Raw genomic sequence first — 17,046 nt, 5'->3', positions numbered from 1 at the left:
GCTTTCGGCTGAACCTCCGAGGAGAGTCACCATGCATTACATCACGAGCCTGTTGCTAGCCGTTGCGCTGGTGGGCTGTGCCAGCCAGAAGCCGCAACCGGTGCCGGTGGATAATACCCGTGCCAGCAATGGCAATCCCTATACCGAGACCTATGTCAGCCATCCGCAGCCCGCGACGCTGCTGGCTCCAGATCCGAATGGCCCCAAGCTCTACCTGGGCGATAAAAAAGAGGGCGATTACAAGCGTATGCTGGAGCAGGGCTATGACATGCTGGGCTATTCCAGTTTTGAATCCGGTGACGTGGCGCCAGAGCTGGCTACCGAGCAGGCCAGGCAGGTGAAGGCGGATCTGGTACTGGTTTATACCCAGCTGACTGGCAGCACGCCTGCCAGCATGAAGTTGCAGCAATTGCGCCAGCAGGCCGCAGCCCAAAAAGCAGCAGCGGCAGAACCGAAAGCGGCAGGCGATGCTCCTGCACCCGTGGATGAGGCCAAGCAGCGCTATCATTACTTTGCCTCGTACTGGGTGAAACTGGCGCCGCCATTAATCGGTGTGCATGTGAATGGCCCGGTGGCGCCAGACCAGCCTGGTTTGCCGGTGGTGGCCGTGGTGAAGCAGTCGCCTGCCGACAAGGCCGGTCTGGTGGATGGTGATGTGCTGACCCGTCTGGGGGAAGTTAACCTCGACAAGCCGGAGTCCCTGACGCGCGCCGCCAGACAATATGCCGGTAAAACCGTCGAGGTGGATTTCCGCCGCAGCGGCAGCCCGGGCAAAGCCATGATCACCCTGAATCAGCGTCCTCAGTAGTGTTTTGCTGTCCGGCACATTCGCTGTGTGCCGGACGTGTTTCGCTTTTATTCCCATTGGCAGGCACGTTCGTGCATGCTTACAATCCAGCTAACCCCATAACAAAAGCAATAAGCCATGATGGATAAAATCCTCCACGACTACCTGCAACACAAAAGCGAGCCTGTGCGCCTGCTGGCCGATCTGGTGGATCAGATACGGCCGGCACGTGGCGACCACCGCGACCATGCTGCGCATGCCATCCAGGCGCTATGTCATGTGCTGAATCGCGAACCTGTGCTTGCCCAGGCTTTGCATGAAGCCGTGCTGGGCTTGCTGGGCGGCCGTCGCCCGGTCTCGCTGTATGTGGATGCGGGCATTCAGCCCAGCAGCGGATTCTTTACTGAAATGTTCCGGCGCGTGGGCCACAAATTATTGCCCGAAGCCGTAGACCCGCAATATGTGAAAGATGTCTTCGGGCAGATTTTCCGGCGCCGGCAAGATGAGCTATGGGTCATTGCCGTGCCCGACGAGGTCTGGCTGCAACTGCTGGAAGCCATGCGATTTGACGAGGCGGATACGCGCCTGCTGGAAGCCTGCAAACGCGGCCTGCTGGATGCCGTTCAGGTGCTGTCCTACCGTCTGTCGGCCTCTGGCCTGGAGCCTGAGCTGATACGCAGTCATCCTGAGCTGGAAAACCATGCTTCGCCCTTCATTATCCAGAATGTGGAGCTGGGCAATTTTCTTGAAGCGCCCGAGGATGACAAAAACGACATACGGCATATTCTGGTCATGCTGGATCAGTGCGGTGAAGTGATAGGCAAGATACGCCGCAACAGCTCGCAAACCGGGACCAGCATTCATCTGACCTTTTTGCTGCAACGCATGACGCAGCAGATACGCCGCCTGGAGCGCCTGTTACGCATTATTGCCAGCCAGCGCGCCGGGGAGAGCGCGAATCTTGAGTTTGTGCATCTGTTGAAAGAGCTGGTTTCCGCCGAATGCCACAAGAATGATGTGCGCAAGCACTGGCGCGAGAACATGGAGCTGCTGGCCCTGCGCGTGACCGAAAATGCCAGCCGCACCGGCGAGCATTACATCACCAGCAATCGCCGCGAATACTATGGCCTGATGCGCTCGGCCATGGGGGCGGGCATTATCATCGCCTTCATGGCGATGCTAAAGATCATCACCGCGGGCAAACATTATGCCCCGCTGACCGAGGCCATCCTGTTCAGCCTCAATTACGGGCTGGGCTTTGTCATCATTCATATCCTGCACTTTACGGTGGCGACCAAGCAGCCCGCAATGACCGCCGCCGCCATTGCCGCCAGTATTGATGCCAGTGATGGCAAGAGCCGGGAGATGGATAATCTGGTGAATATCATCGCGCAGACCATACGCAGCCAGACCATTGCCATTATCGGCAATGTGTCACTCGCCGTGCCGGTGGCGATGCTGATTGGCTGGGCGATCTATACCCTCACCGGCAGTCATTTTATTCCCCCGGAAAAAGCGCACAAATTGCTGGCCGATATTCACCCGTGGCATAGCGGGGCGCTGATTTACGCCGGTATCGCCGGGGTTTGCCTGTTCCTGTCTGGGCTGATTGCGGGCTATCACGACAATCTTGCGATCTATAACAAGATCCCGCAACGCCTAAAAGCCCTCGGCTGGTTGCGGGTGTTGCTGGGGCCTGCACGACTGGAACGCGTGGCGAAGTATGTGGAAAACAACCTGGGGGCGCTGGCGGGTAACTTTTACTTCGGTTGCCTGTTGGGCGGCATGTCAGGTCTGGGCGTCTTGCTGGGCCTGCCGATTGATATCCGGCATATTGCCTTTTCATCCGCGTTTGTCGGCTTCTCGTTTACCGCCCTCGATTTCAATATTACCTGGCAACTGGCTGTCATTGCCGCCGTGAGCGTGTTGCTGATCGGCACGGTCAATCTGCTGGTGAGTTTCAGTCTGGCGCTGTATGTGGCGATGAAGTCGCGCAAGGTGAGCTTTGTGCAATGGCGTCGCTTTCTGGTGACCTTGCTCAAGCGCTTGAACAATGAGCCCGGCAAGTTTTTCCTGCCACCGCCACGGAGTGAGCCGGAGACGGAATCTGGTCATGGGCATTAATGCCATGTAAAAAAAGCCCGCTGGTTCAAGCGGGCTTTTTTTATGCGGCGATGTGGAGCCTGGGTATGCTGGCTCGTTACTCTTCCGCTTCGTCTTCGGGTTCTTCCTCAGGCGCTGCGCCGGGCGCGGTGACTTCACGCAGCAGTTTGAACAGTTCGCGACTGCTTTTCGGCGGTTTGTTAGCGGCGGCTTCACGGCGGGCATTGCGTATCAGCGTGCGCAACTGCTGGATATCCACCGCCGGGAAATGCGACATGAAGTCCTGCAGCGCGGCTTCTTCTTCGATCAGGCGGGTGCGCCAGCGCTCCAACTGGTGAAAATAGGCAGTTTCGGCGTTGTGCTTGCCCTCCCAGCGTTGCAACTGGTCGATGATGGGGGCGGTATCCACATTGCGCATCAGGCGGCCGATGTATTGCATCTGGCGACGGATCGCGCCATTGGCGGTAATGCGCTTGGCTTCCCGTATCGCATCATTCAGCGCTTCTGGCAGATCCAGCTTGGCCAGTCTTTCCTTGGGCAGGCCGACCAGCGTCACGCCCAGATCCTGCAGTGCATCCATGGCCGCTTTGCGCTTGGTCTTGCTGAGCGGGCTGTCTTCGATATCCGCCTCGGCGGCGTTGTTTGTCTCATTAGGTTTCATGCTGGGGTATGATAGCAGTTTTTCCCCAAGAGACTTAATGTGAGCGTAACCCACGTTGCCCCAACCACCGGATTCAGTCATACGCTGGATGATCTGCGCGAAATGAGCGCGCGCGTATTGGCACTGGCCAAGGCCGCGGGCGCCAGTGCCGCTGAGGCGGAGGTCAGTTTTGGTGTCGGGCAGAATGTGTCCGTGCGCATGGGCGAGACGGAGACCATTGAGTACAACCGTGATAAAGGCATGTCAGTCACCGTGTATTTTGGCCAGCAAAAAGGCCATGCCAGTACCTCGGACCTGAATCCGCAAGCTTTGCAGGATACCGTGGCGGCAGCCTGCAATATCGCCCGCTACACCGCTAAAGACGAGTTTTGTGGTCTGGCTGACGCGGCGCTGATGGCGCGCGACGTGCCGGATCTGGATCTGCATCATCCCTGGACGATTTCGGTGGATGATGCCGTGCGTTTGGCTACCGAATGTGAAGATGCGGCGCGTGCAGTGGATAAGCGCATTACCAATTCGGAAGGGGCTTCTGTCTCGACCTATGAAGGCCTGTTTTCCTATGCCAATAGCCATGGATTTTCCGGTGGCTACCTGAGTTCACGGCACAGTATCAGTTGTTCGGTGATCGCCGAAGAAGCCGATGCCATGCAGCGTGATTACTGGTACAGCACGGCCCGCAACGCAGATTGGCTCGATAGCCCGAAAAACATCGGCCAACTGGCAGGGGAACGCACCGTGCGTCGCCTGGGCTGCCGCCGCATCAAGACCGCGCAAGTGCCGGTGCTGTTTGATGCCTCGCTGGCATCCGGCCTGATTTCTCATCTGATCAGCGCTGTTTCTGGCGGCAGTCTGTATCGCAAGTCATCCTTTCTGCTGGATTCTCTCGGCAAGTCGGTGATGTCATCCATTGTGAATATCAGCGAGCAGCCGCATATTCGCGGCGCACTCGCCAGTGCCCCGTTTGATAACGAAGGTGTTGCCACAAAGTCCCGCATGCTGGTGGAAAACGGTGTGCTGCAGGGCTATGTGCTTTCCAGTTATTCCGCGCGCAAATTAGGCATGCAAACCACAGGTAATGCCGGTGGCAACCATAATCTGCTGGTGAGCCAGCAAGGCAAGCCTGCCGAAGATCTGAATGGTTTGCTGCGCCAAATGGGTACCGGTTTGCTGGTGACTGAACTGCTGGGGCACGGCATCAATATGGTGACCGGCGATTACTCGCGTGGCGCTGCCGGTTTTTGGGTGGAGAATGGTGTGATTGTTCACCCGGTAGAAGAAATTACCATTGCCGGCAATCTGCGCGATATGTTCATGCAGATCGTGGCCATCGGTAATGATGTGCTGGTGCAGGGCTCCAAGCAGGTGGGCTCTATTCTGATTGAGCAGATGACGGTGGCAGGGGATTAAGCGCAGGGCGCCTGCCCGCAAGCAGGGAAGCAAATTTGTAGATAAACAAAAAGCCCGGCATGCCGGGCTTTTTGCTGGGTCAGATCAGGTCTGACTTATTTCTTGTCGCCATTCACGTTAGGCTGTGGCAGATCATCATCGTCGTCATCGGTTGCGGTGACGTGATCATTGATCTGGTTGGCACGACGTTGCAGGTAGGCATCACGCATGAAGGCGTATGGGTCCAGTGCTGCATCGTCCAGCAAGTCACTTGCTGGCAGATATTGTGAACGCTTGTCGATCAGGTTCAGCAGACGAGCCTGGTTACGTGTGCGTGGATTGTCTACGTAGCTGATCGGATCAAAGGCCACGGTGTCGACGACCAGACCGCCAGTGTCGCGCAGTGTGCTTGGGCCGAGGAAAGGCAGCACCAGATAGGCGCCATTGCCTACACCCCAGTAACCCAGGGTTTGACCGAAGTCTTCAGGGTGACGCTCAATACCGTCTTTGGATGCTACATCAATCAGACCAGCAATACCGAAGGTGCTGTTGATGACGAAGCGGCCAGCTTCGCTCATGGCATTGTCAATCTTGAACTGCAACAGATTGTTGATCACGGATACAAAGGTACCCAGGTTGTTGAAGAAGTTGCTTACGCCAGAACGCACGGGAGATGGCATCACGGCCTTGTATGCCCCTGCGATTGGCTTGATGACGGCTTTGTCAGCAGTGTCATTGAATTTGTAAACGCCACGATTGAGGCCTTCGAGCGGGTCTTTGTTGGCTTGCGAGGCACAGCCTGATAACAGGGAGGCCAAGACGAGGCTGGCAATGACGGCATATGATTTGGTGCGCATGCGTTGTTCCAAACTGTATGATTGATATTATTGCGTTGGACGACCGGCCCGGGCCGGAAACCACATCGGACTTTAACCGACGGCCTGTGCATTGTCCACTTTTTTGCTGTGCTTCACCAGTGATTCAGTTGCGAAAATCTGACACTGGTGACGAGAATGGTCACTGCACGCCGGGTGATGCTTTTTGCTGGTGAGTGCCGCTCATGATTGTCTATTCAAGGAACCTTGTCGCATGTCATTGATGACCATACAACACTACCTGACGCGCGCCCAGCAGCAGCATGCCGGGGCGACTGGTGAGCTGACGCTGATACTTAACGATATTGTCACCAGCTGCAAACGCGTGGCACAGGCGGTCAATCAGGGGGCCTTGCTGGGCACCATGGGCGACCTCGGCAGCCAGAATGTGCAGGGTGAAGTACAAAAGGCGCTGGATGTGATTGCCAACACGATTTTCCTGGAAAGTAATCAGGCAAGTGGATTGCTGGCTGGCATGGCCTCCGAAGAGATGGACGATCCATACCTGATGCCGGAGGGAGTGCATGGCCGGTATTTGTTGCTGTTTGATCCCCTGGATGGCTCATCGAATGTGAACGTCAATATTTCAGTGGGCTCCATTTTTTCGGTATTGCGTTGCCCGGAAGGCGTCGTCCAGCCGCAACTGGCAGACTTTTTGCAGCCCGGTGTGCAGCAGGTATGCGCGGGCTATGCCTTGTATGGTTCTTCTACCATGCTGGTGATCACGACCGGGAGTGGGGTGGATGGGTTTACGCTGGATCATGGCACTGGTGAATTCATGCTGACGCATCCGCAAATGCGGATAGTTGATGATAGCCGCGAATTTGCCATCAATATGTCCAACCAGCGCCATTGGCCGCCCGCCATCAAGCGCTATGTGGATGAGTGCGTGCAGGGTGCCAGCGGACCACGCGGTGTGGATTTCAATATGCGCTGGGTAGCCTCCATGGTGGCCGAGGTGCACCGGATTCTGTTGCGCGGCGGGATTTTCATGTACCCCATGGACAATAAAAATGCCGCCCAAGGCGGCAGGTTGCGTTTGCTATATGAAGCTAACCCCATGGCCATGCTGGTGGAGCAGGCTGGTGGCTTGGCCAGCACAGGCAGCCAGCGTTTGCTGGAGCTTGTGCCGCATGCCTTGCACCAGCGCGTGTCGGTGATTCTGGGCTCGCGCCATGAGGTTGAGCGTGTGCAGGACTATTTCAGTGCCGAGTAACAAAAGCACCGGCGCACGATTTAGTGCTCGGTCTCGTCGTCGTAATCATCCTCGACTTCTTCGTCGTCTTCATCATCGTCCAGCAGGGGTTGAATGTCGTCCAGATAAAGACCGCTGCCGCCGTTATAGCTTTCGACTTCTTTGTCGGTAAATTGCAGCACCTCGGTGGCGACATGTTCAGAGAATACCTGTTCAATGTTTTCGAACAGCTCTTCCACAAACTCGCTGAAGGTGGTGTCGGTGTCGTTGACTTCATAGGCGTTATCAAAGGCTTGCTGCACCAGTTCGGTAAAACGGTCGGCAATGGCTTCAATGGCGGCTTGATTGTGTGACATAAAGACTCCTGTAGGTTTACGAATGTTGTCTGAATGACTATGGAAAGCGCGCTTTGTTCAGAAGCTTTTGACGCAGCCCATGCTAACATGCGGCATCAACCCGGCACAGGAGTTGTTGTGTGAGCGAAATACTCTCTGCTACCAGCCGTCATGCCACGCAGGTAAGGCGCAAGGTGTTCATGACCGGCCTGCTTGGTGCCCTGGCGGGCTTGCTGTTTGGACTCGATATCGGGGTGATTTCCGGTGCGCTGCCATTCATTGCCCGCGAGTTTGATGTGCCCGACCAGGTGCAGGAATGGATCGTCAGTTCCATGATGTTTGGTGCCGCCTTCGGCGCATTGGCTGCGGGCTGGTTATCCTATCGACTTGGGCGCAAATATTCCCTGTTGCTGGGCGCATTGCTGTTTGTGGTGGGCTCGTTGTTATGCGCGCTCGCCTGGGGGCCGGTGCCCCTGATACTGGCGCGCGTGCTGCTGGGGCTGGCGGTGGGTATCGCCTCGTTTACCGCGCCTTTGTATTTGTCCGAGATCGCGCCTGGCAAAGTGCGCGGCTCCATGATCTCGCTTTATCAGCTCATGATCACGCTCGGCATTCTGCTGGCCTTTCTTTCCAATACCTTCTTCAGTTATAGCGGCGCATGGCGCTGGATGCTGGGCATTATTGCCATCCCGGCCGTGATTCTCTTTTTCGGGGTTTTATTGCTGCCGCGTAGTCCGCGCTGGCTCATGCTGCGCGGACGTGAGGCGCATGCCCGCCGCGTCTTGCAGCAGTTGCGTGTCAATGAAACCGAGGTTGAACACGAGCTGGATGAAATCCGCCAGCAGCTCGCGCAAAAACAGCAGGGCTGGGGCTTGTTCTTTGCCAACCGGCACGTGCGCCGGGCCGTATATCTTGGCATGCTGTTGCAGATCATGCAGCAACTGACCGGCATGAATGTGGTCATGTATTACGCGCCGCGCATTTTTGACCTGGCTGGTTTTAACGATCCGGTGGCCCAGATGTGGGGCACGGTGATTGTGGGGCTGACCAATGTGCTGGCCACTTTTATTGCCATTGCGCTGGTGGACCGCTGGGGCCGCAAACCGGTGCTTTATGTCGGCTTTTTGACCATGGGCCTGGGCATAGGCGTGCTGGGCCTGCTGATGCATATCGGCATTGATAGTCAGGCGCAGCAGATGGCGGCGGTGGCGATGCTGCTGATCTTTATCACCGGCTTTGCCATGTCTGCCGGTCCGCTGGTCTGGGTATTGTGTTCCGAGATACAGCCCTTGCGCGGCCGTGATTTTGGTATTGCGGTGTCCACCTTTACCAACTGGATTGCCAATATGGTGGTCGGTGCGACCTTCCTCACCATGCTCAATGTGCTGGGCAGTGCCCATACCTTCTGGTTCTACGCCGGGTGCAATCTGCTGTTTATTTTGCTGACCCTGCTGCTGGTGCCGGAAACGCGTGGCGTATCGCTGGAGCGCATCGAGCGCAATCTCTTCAGTGGCAAGGCCTTGCGCGCGTTGGGAGATTAATCTTCAGGCAGTGCAGTGGAAGACGCGTTTTTGTATAGCGCCAGCGCTTTTTCGCGCTGCACGCTGTGCTCTACCACAGGCGCGGGATAATCTTTGCCGATGACCAAGCCCAGACTCTGCTGGCGCAAGGGTGGCATCAACCACGGCGCGTGAATTTCCTTCTCATGGCAGGCTGCCAATTCCGGCACGTATTTGCGGATAAATTTGCCCTGCGCATCAAATTTTTCGGATTGCGTGACGGGGTTGAAAATGCGGAACCAGGGCTGGGCATCGCAGCCGGTCGAGGCCGCCCACTGCCAGCCGCCATTATTCGCAGCAAGATCAAAATCAATCAACCGTTCGGCAAAATAACGCTCGCCCCAGCGCCAGTCGATCAGCAGATCCTTGACCAGAAAGCTGGCGGTGACCATGCGCAGGCGATTGTGCATATAGCCGGTCTGGTTGAGCTGGCGCATGGCGGCATCCACTAGCGGATAACCGGTGCGGCCTTCGCACCAGGCATCGAACAGCGCCTGCTGGTTGGGGAAGGCAATCGCATCAAATTCCAGCTTGAAAGCCCGGCCAGCGGCTACCTGTGGATGGTGATGCAATACCTGGAAGTAAAAATCACGCCAGATCAGTTCGTTCAGCCAGGTTTCCGCGCCTGCATTGTGTTGTTGCCAGGCGGTGCGTGCCAGATGGCGGATGGACACCGTGCCAAAGCGCAAATGCACCGATAGATAAGACGGGCCTTTGACCGCAGGAAAATCCCGCGCGTCCTTGTAGCGGGCCATGCGCTCCTGAAATTCCGCAAACAGCTGCTGGCCGCCGGACATGCCGGTGGGTAATTTCATCTCCCCCAGATTGGTGCGGGCAAAGCCCATGGATTCCAGGGTCGGCATCTCCGTTTTGTCAGCAGCGGCCAGGTGCTGGCGGTAACGGTCTACCGGATAGGCTTGCAGATAAAAGTCATTGAGCTTTTTCAGGTGAGCATTTTTGTAGGGGGTGAATACGCCATAAGGTTTGCCTGCCTGCGTCAGCACCTCATCCTGTTCAAAAATCACCTGATCCTTGTACTGATGAAACGCAATATCGTGGCTGGCGAGCTTGGCTGCTACCTCGGCATCGCGCGCGACGGCATCAGGCTCATAGTCGCGATTGCTGTAAACCGCGCTGGCCTTGAGTTTAACGGCCAATGCCGGGATGCCTTCTTTGGCACAGGCATGCAGCATAATAAGATCCCCACCTTGTGATCGCAGGGCCTGTTGCAACTCACGTACGCTTTCCCATATAAACTCAACCCGGCGGTCGGCGCGGTCTGGCAGGGCATCCAGAATGTCGGTATCAAACACAAAGGCGCAATAGACATGCGTGTGCGCTTTAAGTGCATGGTAGAGCGCGGCGTGGTCAAAGTCGCGCAAGTCGCGGCGAAACCAGACCAGGGCGTAGGACGAGGTTGTCATAAGGAGAGAGCCCGCTATTCGCGGTGGTAAGGATGATGCTGAATGACTGTCCAGGCGCGATAAAGTTGCTCGGCCAGCAATACGCGCACCATGCCATGAGGCAGGGTGAGCTTGGACAAGCCCCACAGCCACTCGGCACGCGATTTGACGCTGGCATGCAAACCGTCAGCGCCGCCAATGACCAGGGCAATATCCCGCCCGCTGGTCAGCCAGGTTTCCATGCGGGCAGCGAGCTGCACCGTGGTCACTTCCTGGCCGCGCTCATCAAGGGCGATCAGATAATCCTTGCCCACGGCTTCCAGAATGCGCTTGGCTTCCGCTTCCTGCACTACCTCGGCATTTTTGCCAGAGGCGCGCTTGTCCGGCTTGATTTCAACAATCTCGATACTTGCTTCGCGCGGCATGCGCTTCAGGTACTCAGTGCAGGCTGTTTCCACCCAGTCGGGCATTTTGTGGCCGACTGAGAGAATACGCAGTTTCAAGGGGAAAGACTCAGGCGTTGCTGGCCTGGGAGGCGGAACGACGGCTCTCGGTTTCGCCCCAGAGCTGTTCCAGATTGTAGTAGGCGCGGGCGGTCGGGATCATGATGTGAACGACGATATCGTCCAGATCAACCAGCACCCATTCGCCTTCTTTTTCGCCTTCGGTACCGCGCAGTGGCACACCTTTTTCGCGCAGCTTTTCACGCACGTTGTCGGCAACTGCTTTGGCCTGACGCGTGGAATTGGCGCTGGCGACGATCATGTAATTGGTCATGGAGGTCAGCTTGCGCACGTCCATCACGGTGATATCAAAGGCTTTGATATCTTCCAGCGCGTCGATGACGGCCAGTTTCATTGCTTCTAGTTCTAACATTCAGGCGGCCTGTGAAGATACTTGTACGGGGATTGCCTGACGCTGGTCCTTGATGCGGTTTTGCGCATCAACATATACCAGCTGGGGCTTGAATTTTTCCAGCTCAACTTCGCTGTACGTGGCATAGGTCGCAATGATCAGCAAATCGCCAGGGCTTGCCTTGCGTGCAGCTGCGCCATTGACCGAGATCACGCCCGAGTTGCGCTCGGCACGAATGGCATAGGTGGTGAAGCGCTCGCCATTGTTGACGTTGTAAATGTCGATCTGCTGGTACTCGCGAATATCGGCGGCGTCGAGCAATGCCTCGTCAATCGCACAGGAGCCCTCATAGTCCAGCTCCGAGTGCGTCACGCGCACACGGTGCAATTTGGATTTGAGCATGGTTCTTTGCATGGTTGGTCTGGGTTTGTTCAATTCGGCCGATCATTATAAGGTAAACAACACGCTGAATAAACGAAGTTTTTAGCGCGGCGCCGACAAACACGGCCTTTCCCCTGATGATCGCCGCATCATGAATGGCGCGGATGCCGCCTTGCAGGAGGGCTAGGGCTTGCTGCCCAGTTTTTCAGACAGGCCTGCGGATTGCGCGGATATAAATTTTTCCACGCGCCTGGTATAGGGGTTTTCCAGGCCTAGTTGACCATTGATCTCGCCATGGTTGAGGTTCTGCTCCAGCACCTCAACGCGCACCCCGAGTTCCTGCGCCCGGCGCTGATAGCCATAGGCCTGTTCGCAGGGGTTATCCCGACGCTGGGTGGAGCATACGGCGAGCAGGGGAAGTGACTGCTGGGTGAGCTGCTGCAGTGGCGAGGTAGCGCGCCAGTAGTTGGCGTCCTTGCCAAAGGCCTGGTCATAAAAACGTGGGTGACGGCGCTGCATGATGGTGGGGACATCCAGTGCAGCACTATCCAGCGAGATGGTTGCCAGCCAGGGCTTGGCGCCGAAGGCAGTGGCGATGGATGGCTGTGATGAAAGCAGGCTCACCAGGTGCGCACCGGCGGAGTGCCCCATCAGAATGAGCTGGCCGGAATCGCCTTTCCAGCCGGGCGCTTTTTGCTGGATCACCGAGAGGGCGAGGGCGACATCCTCAGCCTGTGCCAGGGGCGCAGTGTCGGGCAGCATGCGGTAGTTAAGCGAGACGAGGATGATGCCTTTGGGAACCCAGCGGGCTATTTTATTCGTGACTACCTTGCTGTGGGTTTTGTCGCCTATGCGCCAGGCGCCGCCGTGCACCATGACAATGATCGGGGCTTGAGCAGTGGGCGCCTGCGCGGATGGCGGCGGCAGATACACATCCATTTTTTGCAGCTTGTCCGGGCCGTAGGCAATGGCGGCCAGTAGCTTTACGCCTGCAGGAAGCGCTGTGCTGCTGTCCGCGGCATCTTCCTCTTCCATCTCGCTGCTGCGGGCATCGGCGCGCTTGTTGATCAGGTCGCGCAGGGGGCCTGCCTCCGCCATATGGCTGAGCAAGAGCAGACTGCTTAAAACCAATGCCAGCAAACGCATGGTGAGCTCCCGGGTGAGAGGGTTAGCGCGACCAGCCCGCTTGGGCGGCGGCTGGCTGCGATACATCAAGCCTGGTGGCTTGCGTCAAATTCCAGATTGTCGATCAGCCGCGTTTTGCCCAGGCGGGCCGCGGCCAGTGCGACCAGCTGGGTATCCTTGGCGGTAGCAGGCTGCAGGGTAGATGCAGCACGCACCTCAATATAATCAACGATCCAGCCGAGCTGCGTCAAATACTGGCGCGTTTGTTCGCAGATGGCAGGGTAATCATGGTTGCCTTTCTGGATCGCCTGCTTCACCAGTTGCAATGCAGCATGCAGGCGCTTGGCCTCTTGCCGTTGCGCCGGGCTGAGGTAGCCATTGCGTGAGCTCATGGCCAGGCCATCGGCCTCGCGCACGGTTTCGCCGCCGATGATGCTGATTGGCAGATTGAATTGCTGCACCAGCTCGCGAATGACGCTGAGCTGCTGGTAATCCTTTTTACCGAATATGGCGACTTGCGGCTGTACCAGGTTAAAGAGCTTCATCACCACGGTGGCGACACCGGAAAAATGGCCGGGGCGGCTGGCACCACAGAGGCTGTCGGCGATAGGCGGGGCGCTGATGGTCATGGTTTGCGCGGTGGGGTACATCTCGCTGACCGAGGGCGCGAACACCACATCGGCCCCAGCCGCTTGCAGCCGGGCGCAATCCTGTTCCAGCGTGCGCGGGTAGTTGTCCAGGTCTTCGTTGGGGCCAAACTGCAGTGGGTTGACGAAAATGCTGACGACCACACAGTCGCCATGTTGGCGCGCCAGGTTGACCAGATGGATGTGCCCATCATGCAGATTGCCCATGGTGGGCACAAAGCTGATGCGGGTTTCGCCAGCGAGGCGGGCGCGGAGTTCGGTAACGCTGTGTAGGATGTCCATAAATGCTCGATGGAGAATGGCCAGGCTTAGTAAGCGTGGGCCACGGAGGGGAATTCGCCGGATTTGACTGCCTGCACGTAGCGGCTAACGGCTTCCTGAATGCTGGTGCTTTCCTGCATAAAATTGCGCACGAAACGCGGCGATTTGAAGCTGCCCGGATCTTTGTCAGCCGGTCCGGTGTAAATGCCCAGCAGATCCTGAATCACCAGCACCTGGCCGCTACAGTCGACACCTGCGCCTATGCCTATGGTGGGCGCGGCAATGCGCCGAGTAATTTCGGCAGCCAGCGCCGCGGGCACCATTTCCATCAATACCAGGCATACACCTGCTGCGCTCATGGCTTCGGCGTCGGCCATGATCTGGCTGGCGCTATCCTCGGTTTTGCCTTGAATCTTGTAGCCGCCCAGTTGCTTAACAGATTGCGGGGTGAAGCCCAGATGCGCGCACACCGGTATGCCATGCGCGACCAGATGGCGGGCTGTCGCCACCATGTGGCCGCCGCCTTCGATCTTGACGATGTGGGCGCCAGCAGCGATCAATTGTCTGGCGTTATCCAGCGCTTCTTCGGGGCTAGCTTCATAGCTGCCATACGGCATGTCGGTCATGATCAGGGTGTGGCGGCTACCGGCAGCTACGCTGCGGGTGTGGTAGACCATATCCTGCATGCTCACGCTCAGGGTATCAGTGGCGCCTTGCAATACCATGCCCAGTGAATCGCCGACCAGCAGCACATCCACCCCAGCGGCTTCCATCAGCTTGGCAAAGCTGGCGTCATAGCAGGTCAGCATGGCGATTTTTTCGCCGCGGGCCGCCATGGTCTGTAAATCGTGTACGGTCACGCCTATTCCAGATTGGGGTTGAAAAACTCGCGACGGCCGCGCATCTGCAAGGTGCGCTCGATCAGCAGGTCCAGCGCACCTTCGCGCTTGGTGATGTCGAGATTTTCATTATTGACGATGAGCACGGGCGCGGCATCGTACTGGTGGAAAAATTCGCTGTAGGCATCGGCCAGTCGCTTCAGGTATTCGCGCGGAATCTCCTGCTCATAGCTGATGTTGCGCTGATTGACGCGTTCGGCCAGCGCATCGACGGGGGTTTGCAGGTAGATCACCAGATCAGGCGTCGATACCTGCACTTGCAGGTGCTGGTAGATCTGGCGATAGAGGGCAAACTCTTCGTCATCCAGATTCATGCGGGCAAACAGCGGGTCTTTTTCCAGAAAGAAATCGGCGATGGTGGCTTTGCCAAACAGGTCGCGCTGGCTCAGGTCGCGGATTTGTTCGCAACGCTGAAATAGAAAGAATAGCTGCGTAGGCAAGGCGTAACGTGGCGCATCCAGATAAAACCGCGGCAGGAAGGGATTGCTCTCGGCATTTTCCAGCAGCAAATTGACGGAGAATTTATCTGCCAGCTTGCGCGCAAGCGTGGTTTTGCCACTGCCTATCGGGCCTTCAATGACGATATAGGGAAATTTGTCGATCAAACTCATGGTGCTAACCTTCAGCCTTTACTTTGATAACGCCCTGATCGCCGCAAGCTTTAGCCAGCTCAATCGCCGTGCCGTAATCGGCAATCTTGAGTTCTGGTGCAATTTCGGCCAGCGGCAGCATGACAAAGCCACGTTCATGCATGCGCGGATGCGGCAGCGTCAGCTCGGTGGTCTGCATCTGCACATCTTCATATAGCAGCAGATCGAGGTCCAGCACGCGCGGCGCATTGGGGAAAGGCCGCTCGCGGCCGTACTGGTTTTCCAGTGCCAGCAGGGCGCGCAGCAGGGCAATCGGCGTCAGCGTGGTGTTTACCTCGGCAACCGCGTTGATGAAATCAGGCTGGTTGTCGTAACCCACAGGCGCGGTGCGATAAAGCGATGAAGGGCGAACGACCTGCGTCTCCGGCAAGGTGTTCAGCGCGGTTAGCGCCGAACTCACCTGCGCTTGCGGATCCTTGAGGTTGCTGCCCAGTGCTACAAAGGCGCGACTCATGCCGCTTCAGGTTTGGCCGCCGGTTTTTTGCGTGAACGGCGGCGACGTTTCTTGGGTTCGGCGGTGGCGGGCTGCAGCATGGCGCTGCGCTGTTCGCCATCGGTATTGGCAAAGTCAGTCCACCATTGGCCCAGTTCCATGGGCAACTCGCCTGACTCGCAGCGCAACAGCAGAAAGTCATAAGCGGCACGGTAACGTGGATGCTCCAGCAGGGCGTAGGGACGCTTGCCCGAACGTTGCTCAAAGCGCGGTTGCATGCCCCAGATTTCCTTCATGGTGGTGCTGTAGCGCTTGTGTATGGCGAGTTTCTCCGCCTGGATATCGCATACCTCATGCATGGCGAGATGCAGCGCAGGGATAGGGCGCTCGCCATTGTCCTGATATTGCTGCCAGGCGGTGAGAACCTCATGCCAGAGCAGTGTGGCAAACAGGAAGCTGGGCGACACTGGCTTGTCCTGCAGCACGCGCTCATCGGTATTTTTCAGTGCCAGCGTGACAAAACGCTCGCCCATGGGTTGTTCCAGAACGACATCGAGCAGAGGCAGTAAGCCATGATGCAGCCCATGCTGACGCAAGGCCTTGACGCTTTCCATGGCATAGCCGGAAAGGAACAGCTTGAGCATTTCATCAAACAGGCGCGAAGCAGGGACTTCCTGCAGTTCGTCAGCCAGTTTGGGGATAGGCGCTTCGGTGGCTTTATCCAGCTTGAGGCCGAGCTTGGCCGACAGGCGGATGGCGCGCAGCATGCGCACCGGGTCTTCGCGGTAGCGCGTGACCGGGTCACCTATCATGCGCAGGATGCCTGCCTGGATATCTTCGTAACCATTGTGAAAGTCCAGCACATCTTCGCTGGAAGGGTCGTAATACAAAGCGTTGGCGGTAAAGTCGCGCCGCAGGGCGTCGTCTTCCTGGCTGCCGAATACGTTATCGCGCAGAATGCGGCCGCTGTCGGCGATTTTGGCATCGCCATCGTCATTCAGGTGGCTGCCGCGGAAGGTAGATACTTCCACCGTTTCATCACCAAACAGGACATGCACCAGGCGAAAGCGCCGACCAATGATGCGCGAGCGGCGGAACACGCGGTTTACCTGCTCGGGCGTGGCATTGGTCGCGACATCAAAATCCTTGGGGCGCTTCTTCAGCAGCAGATCGCGCACGGCGCCGCCAACGATGAATGCCTCAAACCCGGCTTTTTGCAGGCCTTCGGTGGTTTTGATAGCCCCTGTACTCAGCAGTTTGCGGTTGATTTTATGCGTCTTGACCGGAATGCGATTGACGGAACCGCTGGTTTTAGCAGTACGCGTGCCAGCTTTTGGGGAAGAAGGTGAGCCTTTAAAAACGCGTTGCAGCAGTTTTCTGATCATTATGAAGTTTAGCCTGAGGTCCAGAAGCGCTAAATGATGCGATTATAGCCTAAGGTGTCGCGGATATGTTGGCAGCGCAGGCTAATTCCTGCGCGCCGGTTCGCGA

General features: G+C 57.3%; 18 protein-coding genes. 5 read left to right on the top strand and 13 right to left on the bottom strand.

The genetic code is table 11. The features are described 5' to 3' along the window. Window positions 1-31: 31 nt before the first annotated feature. Together MPQ_RS10420 and MPQ_RS10415 are read left to right on the top strand one after the other, a co-directional pair. Complete coding sequence (locus MPQ_RS10420) at window positions 32-808, top strand: PDZ domain-containing protein (protein WP_013442905.1); 777 nt, start codon at window positions 32-34, stop codon at window positions 806-808. A gap of 117 nt (window positions 809-925) precedes the next feature. Then, window positions 926-2,911, top strand: a complete 1,986-nt coding sequence (locus MPQ_RS10415; RefSeq protein ID WP_013442904.1) for a site-specific recombinase — start codon at window positions 926-928, stop codon at window positions 2,909-2,911. A 76-nt stretch (window positions 2,912-2,987) separates the two neighbouring features. Here MPQ_RS10415 and yjgA read toward each other — a convergent pair whose 3' ends face one another. After that, on the bottom strand, window positions 2,988-3,551 hold the full coding sequence (yjgA, locus tag MPQ_RS10410) for a ribosome biogenesis factor YjgA (RefSeq protein ID WP_013442903.1): 564 nt from the start codon (window positions 3,549-3,551) through the stop codon (window positions 2,988-2,990). 39 nt (window positions 3,552-3,590) lie between these two features. Between yjgA and pmbA the strand changes: the two genes are divergently transcribed. Then, the gene (gene pmbA / locus MPQ_RS10405) at window positions 3,591-4,958 is read left to right on the top strand and encodes a metalloprotease PmbA (protein WP_013442902.1); all 1,368 of its coding nucleotides are present in this window, start codon (window positions 3,591-3,593) and stop codon (window positions 4,956-4,958) included. A gap of 95 nt (window positions 4,959-5,053) precedes the next feature. Here pmbA and MPQ_RS10400 read toward each other — a convergent pair whose 3' ends face one another. Continuing rightward, entirely contained in the window at window positions 5,054-5,794 is a 741-nt protein-coding gene (locus MPQ_RS10400) for a VacJ family lipoprotein (protein ID WP_013442901.1), read from the bottom strand. Between the two features lie 232 nt (window positions 5,795-6,026). On the opposite strand from MPQ_RS10400, the gene MPQ_RS10395 reads away from it, so the two are divergent. Then, the gene (locus MPQ_RS10395) at window positions 6,027-7,028 is read left to right on the top strand and encodes a class 1 fructose-bisphosphatase (protein WP_013442900.1); all 1,002 of its coding nucleotides are present in this window, start codon (window positions 6,027-6,029) and stop codon (window positions 7,026-7,028) included. A 20-nt stretch (window positions 7,029-7,048) separates the two neighbouring features. Here MPQ_RS10395 and MPQ_RS10390 read toward each other — a convergent pair whose 3' ends face one another. After that, the gene (locus tag MPQ_RS10390; RefSeq protein WP_013442899.1) at window positions 7,049-7,363 is read right to left on the bottom strand and encodes a hypothetical protein; all 315 of its coding nucleotides are present in this window, start codon (window positions 7,361-7,363) and stop codon (window positions 7,049-7,051) included. Between the two features lie 119 nt (window positions 7,364-7,482). Here MPQ_RS10390 and MPQ_RS10385 point away from each other — a divergent pair, with 119 nt between their 5' ends. Next, complete coding sequence (locus MPQ_RS10385; protein ID WP_013442898.1) at window positions 7,483-8,883, top strand: sugar porter family MFS transporter; 1,401 nt, start codon at window positions 7,483-7,485, stop codon at window positions 8,881-8,883. On the opposite strand, the gene MPQ_RS10380 is transcribed toward MPQ_RS10385, so the two are convergent. The 10 genes from MPQ_RS10380 to pcnB all read right to left on the bottom strand — a co-directional run bounded on the left by MPQ_RS10380 (window position 8,880) and on the right by pcnB (window position 16,940). Then, window positions 8,880-10,325: a deoxyribodipyrimidine photo-lyase gene (locus tag MPQ_RS10380; protein WP_013442897.1), complete on the bottom strand. Its 1,446-nt coding sequence runs from the start codon at window positions 10,323-10,325 to the stop codon at window positions 8,880-8,882. The genes MPQ_RS10385 and MPQ_RS10380 overlap by 4 nt on opposite strands. A gap of 14 nt (window positions 10,326-10,339) precedes the next feature. Beyond that, complete coding sequence (gene rlmH, locus MPQ_RS10375; protein ID WP_041362319.1) at window positions 10,340-10,807, bottom strand: 23S rRNA (pseudouridine(1915)-N(3))-methyltransferase RlmH; 468 nt, start codon at window positions 10,805-10,807, stop codon at window positions 10,340-10,342. A gap of 10 nt (window positions 10,808-10,817) precedes the next feature. Further along, entirely contained in the window at window positions 10,818-11,180 is a 363-nt protein-coding gene (rsfS, locus tag MPQ_RS10370) for a ribosome silencing factor (RefSeq protein ID WP_015830743.1), read from the bottom strand. Further along, window positions 11,181-11,573 carry an aspartate 1-decarboxylase gene (panD, locus tag MPQ_RS10365; protein ID WP_015830742.1) on the bottom strand — a complete coding sequence of 131 codons (393 nt, stop codon included), beginning with the start codon at window positions 11,571-11,573 and terminating at the stop codon, window positions 11,181-11,183. A gap of 150 nt (window positions 11,574-11,723) precedes the next feature. Next, window positions 11,724-12,752 (bottom strand): alpha/beta hydrolase, encoded by a 1,029-nt coding sequence (locus tag MPQ_RS10360; RefSeq protein ID WP_013442893.1) that lies wholly within the window; start codon window positions 12,750-12,752, stop codon window positions 11,724-11,726. Beyond that, window positions 12,752-13,594 carry a pantoate--beta-alanine ligase gene (gene panC / locus MPQ_RS10355; RefSeq protein WP_013442892.1) on the bottom strand — a complete coding sequence of 281 codons (843 nt, stop codon included), beginning with the start codon at window positions 13,592-13,594 and terminating at the stop codon, window positions 12,752-12,754. The genes MPQ_RS10360 and panC overlap by 1 nt, the downstream gene beginning before the upstream one ends. A gap of 26 nt (window positions 13,595-13,620) precedes the next feature. Then, window positions 13,621-14,433, bottom strand: a complete 813-nt coding sequence (panB, locus tag MPQ_RS10350) for a 3-methyl-2-oxobutanoate hydroxymethyltransferase (protein ID WP_013442891.1) — start codon at window positions 14,431-14,433, stop codon at window positions 13,621-13,623. Between the two features lie 2 nt (window positions 14,434-14,435). Beyond that, complete coding sequence (locus tag MPQ_RS10345) at window positions 14,436-15,083, bottom strand: deoxynucleoside kinase (protein WP_013442890.1); 648 nt, start codon at window positions 15,081-15,083, stop codon at window positions 14,436-14,438. A 4-nt stretch (window positions 15,084-15,087) separates the two neighbouring features. Then, window positions 15,088-15,576: a 2-amino-4-hydroxy-6-hydroxymethyldihydropteridine diphosphokinase gene (gene folK / locus MPQ_RS10340; RefSeq protein WP_013442889.1), complete on the bottom strand. Its 489-nt coding sequence runs from the start codon at window positions 15,574-15,576 to the stop codon at window positions 15,088-15,090. Next, window positions 15,573-16,940, bottom strand: a complete 1,368-nt coding sequence (gene pcnB / locus MPQ_RS10335; RefSeq protein ID WP_013442888.1) for a polynucleotide adenylyltransferase PcnB — start codon at window positions 16,938-16,940, stop codon at window positions 15,573-15,575. Before pcnB ends, folK begins: the two co-directional genes overlap by 4 nt. Between the last annotated feature and the right edge of the window lie 106 nt (window positions 16,941-17,046).

The sequence above is a fragment of the Methylovorus sp. MP688 genome (assembly GCF_000183115.1).
Lineage (GTDB): Bacteria > Pseudomonadota > Gammaproteobacteria > Burkholderiales > Methylophilaceae > Methylovorus > Methylovorus glucosotrophus.
The sequence above is the reverse complement of the archived record's forward strand: the minus strand, read 5'-3'. Positions and strand labels throughout refer to the sequence as shown.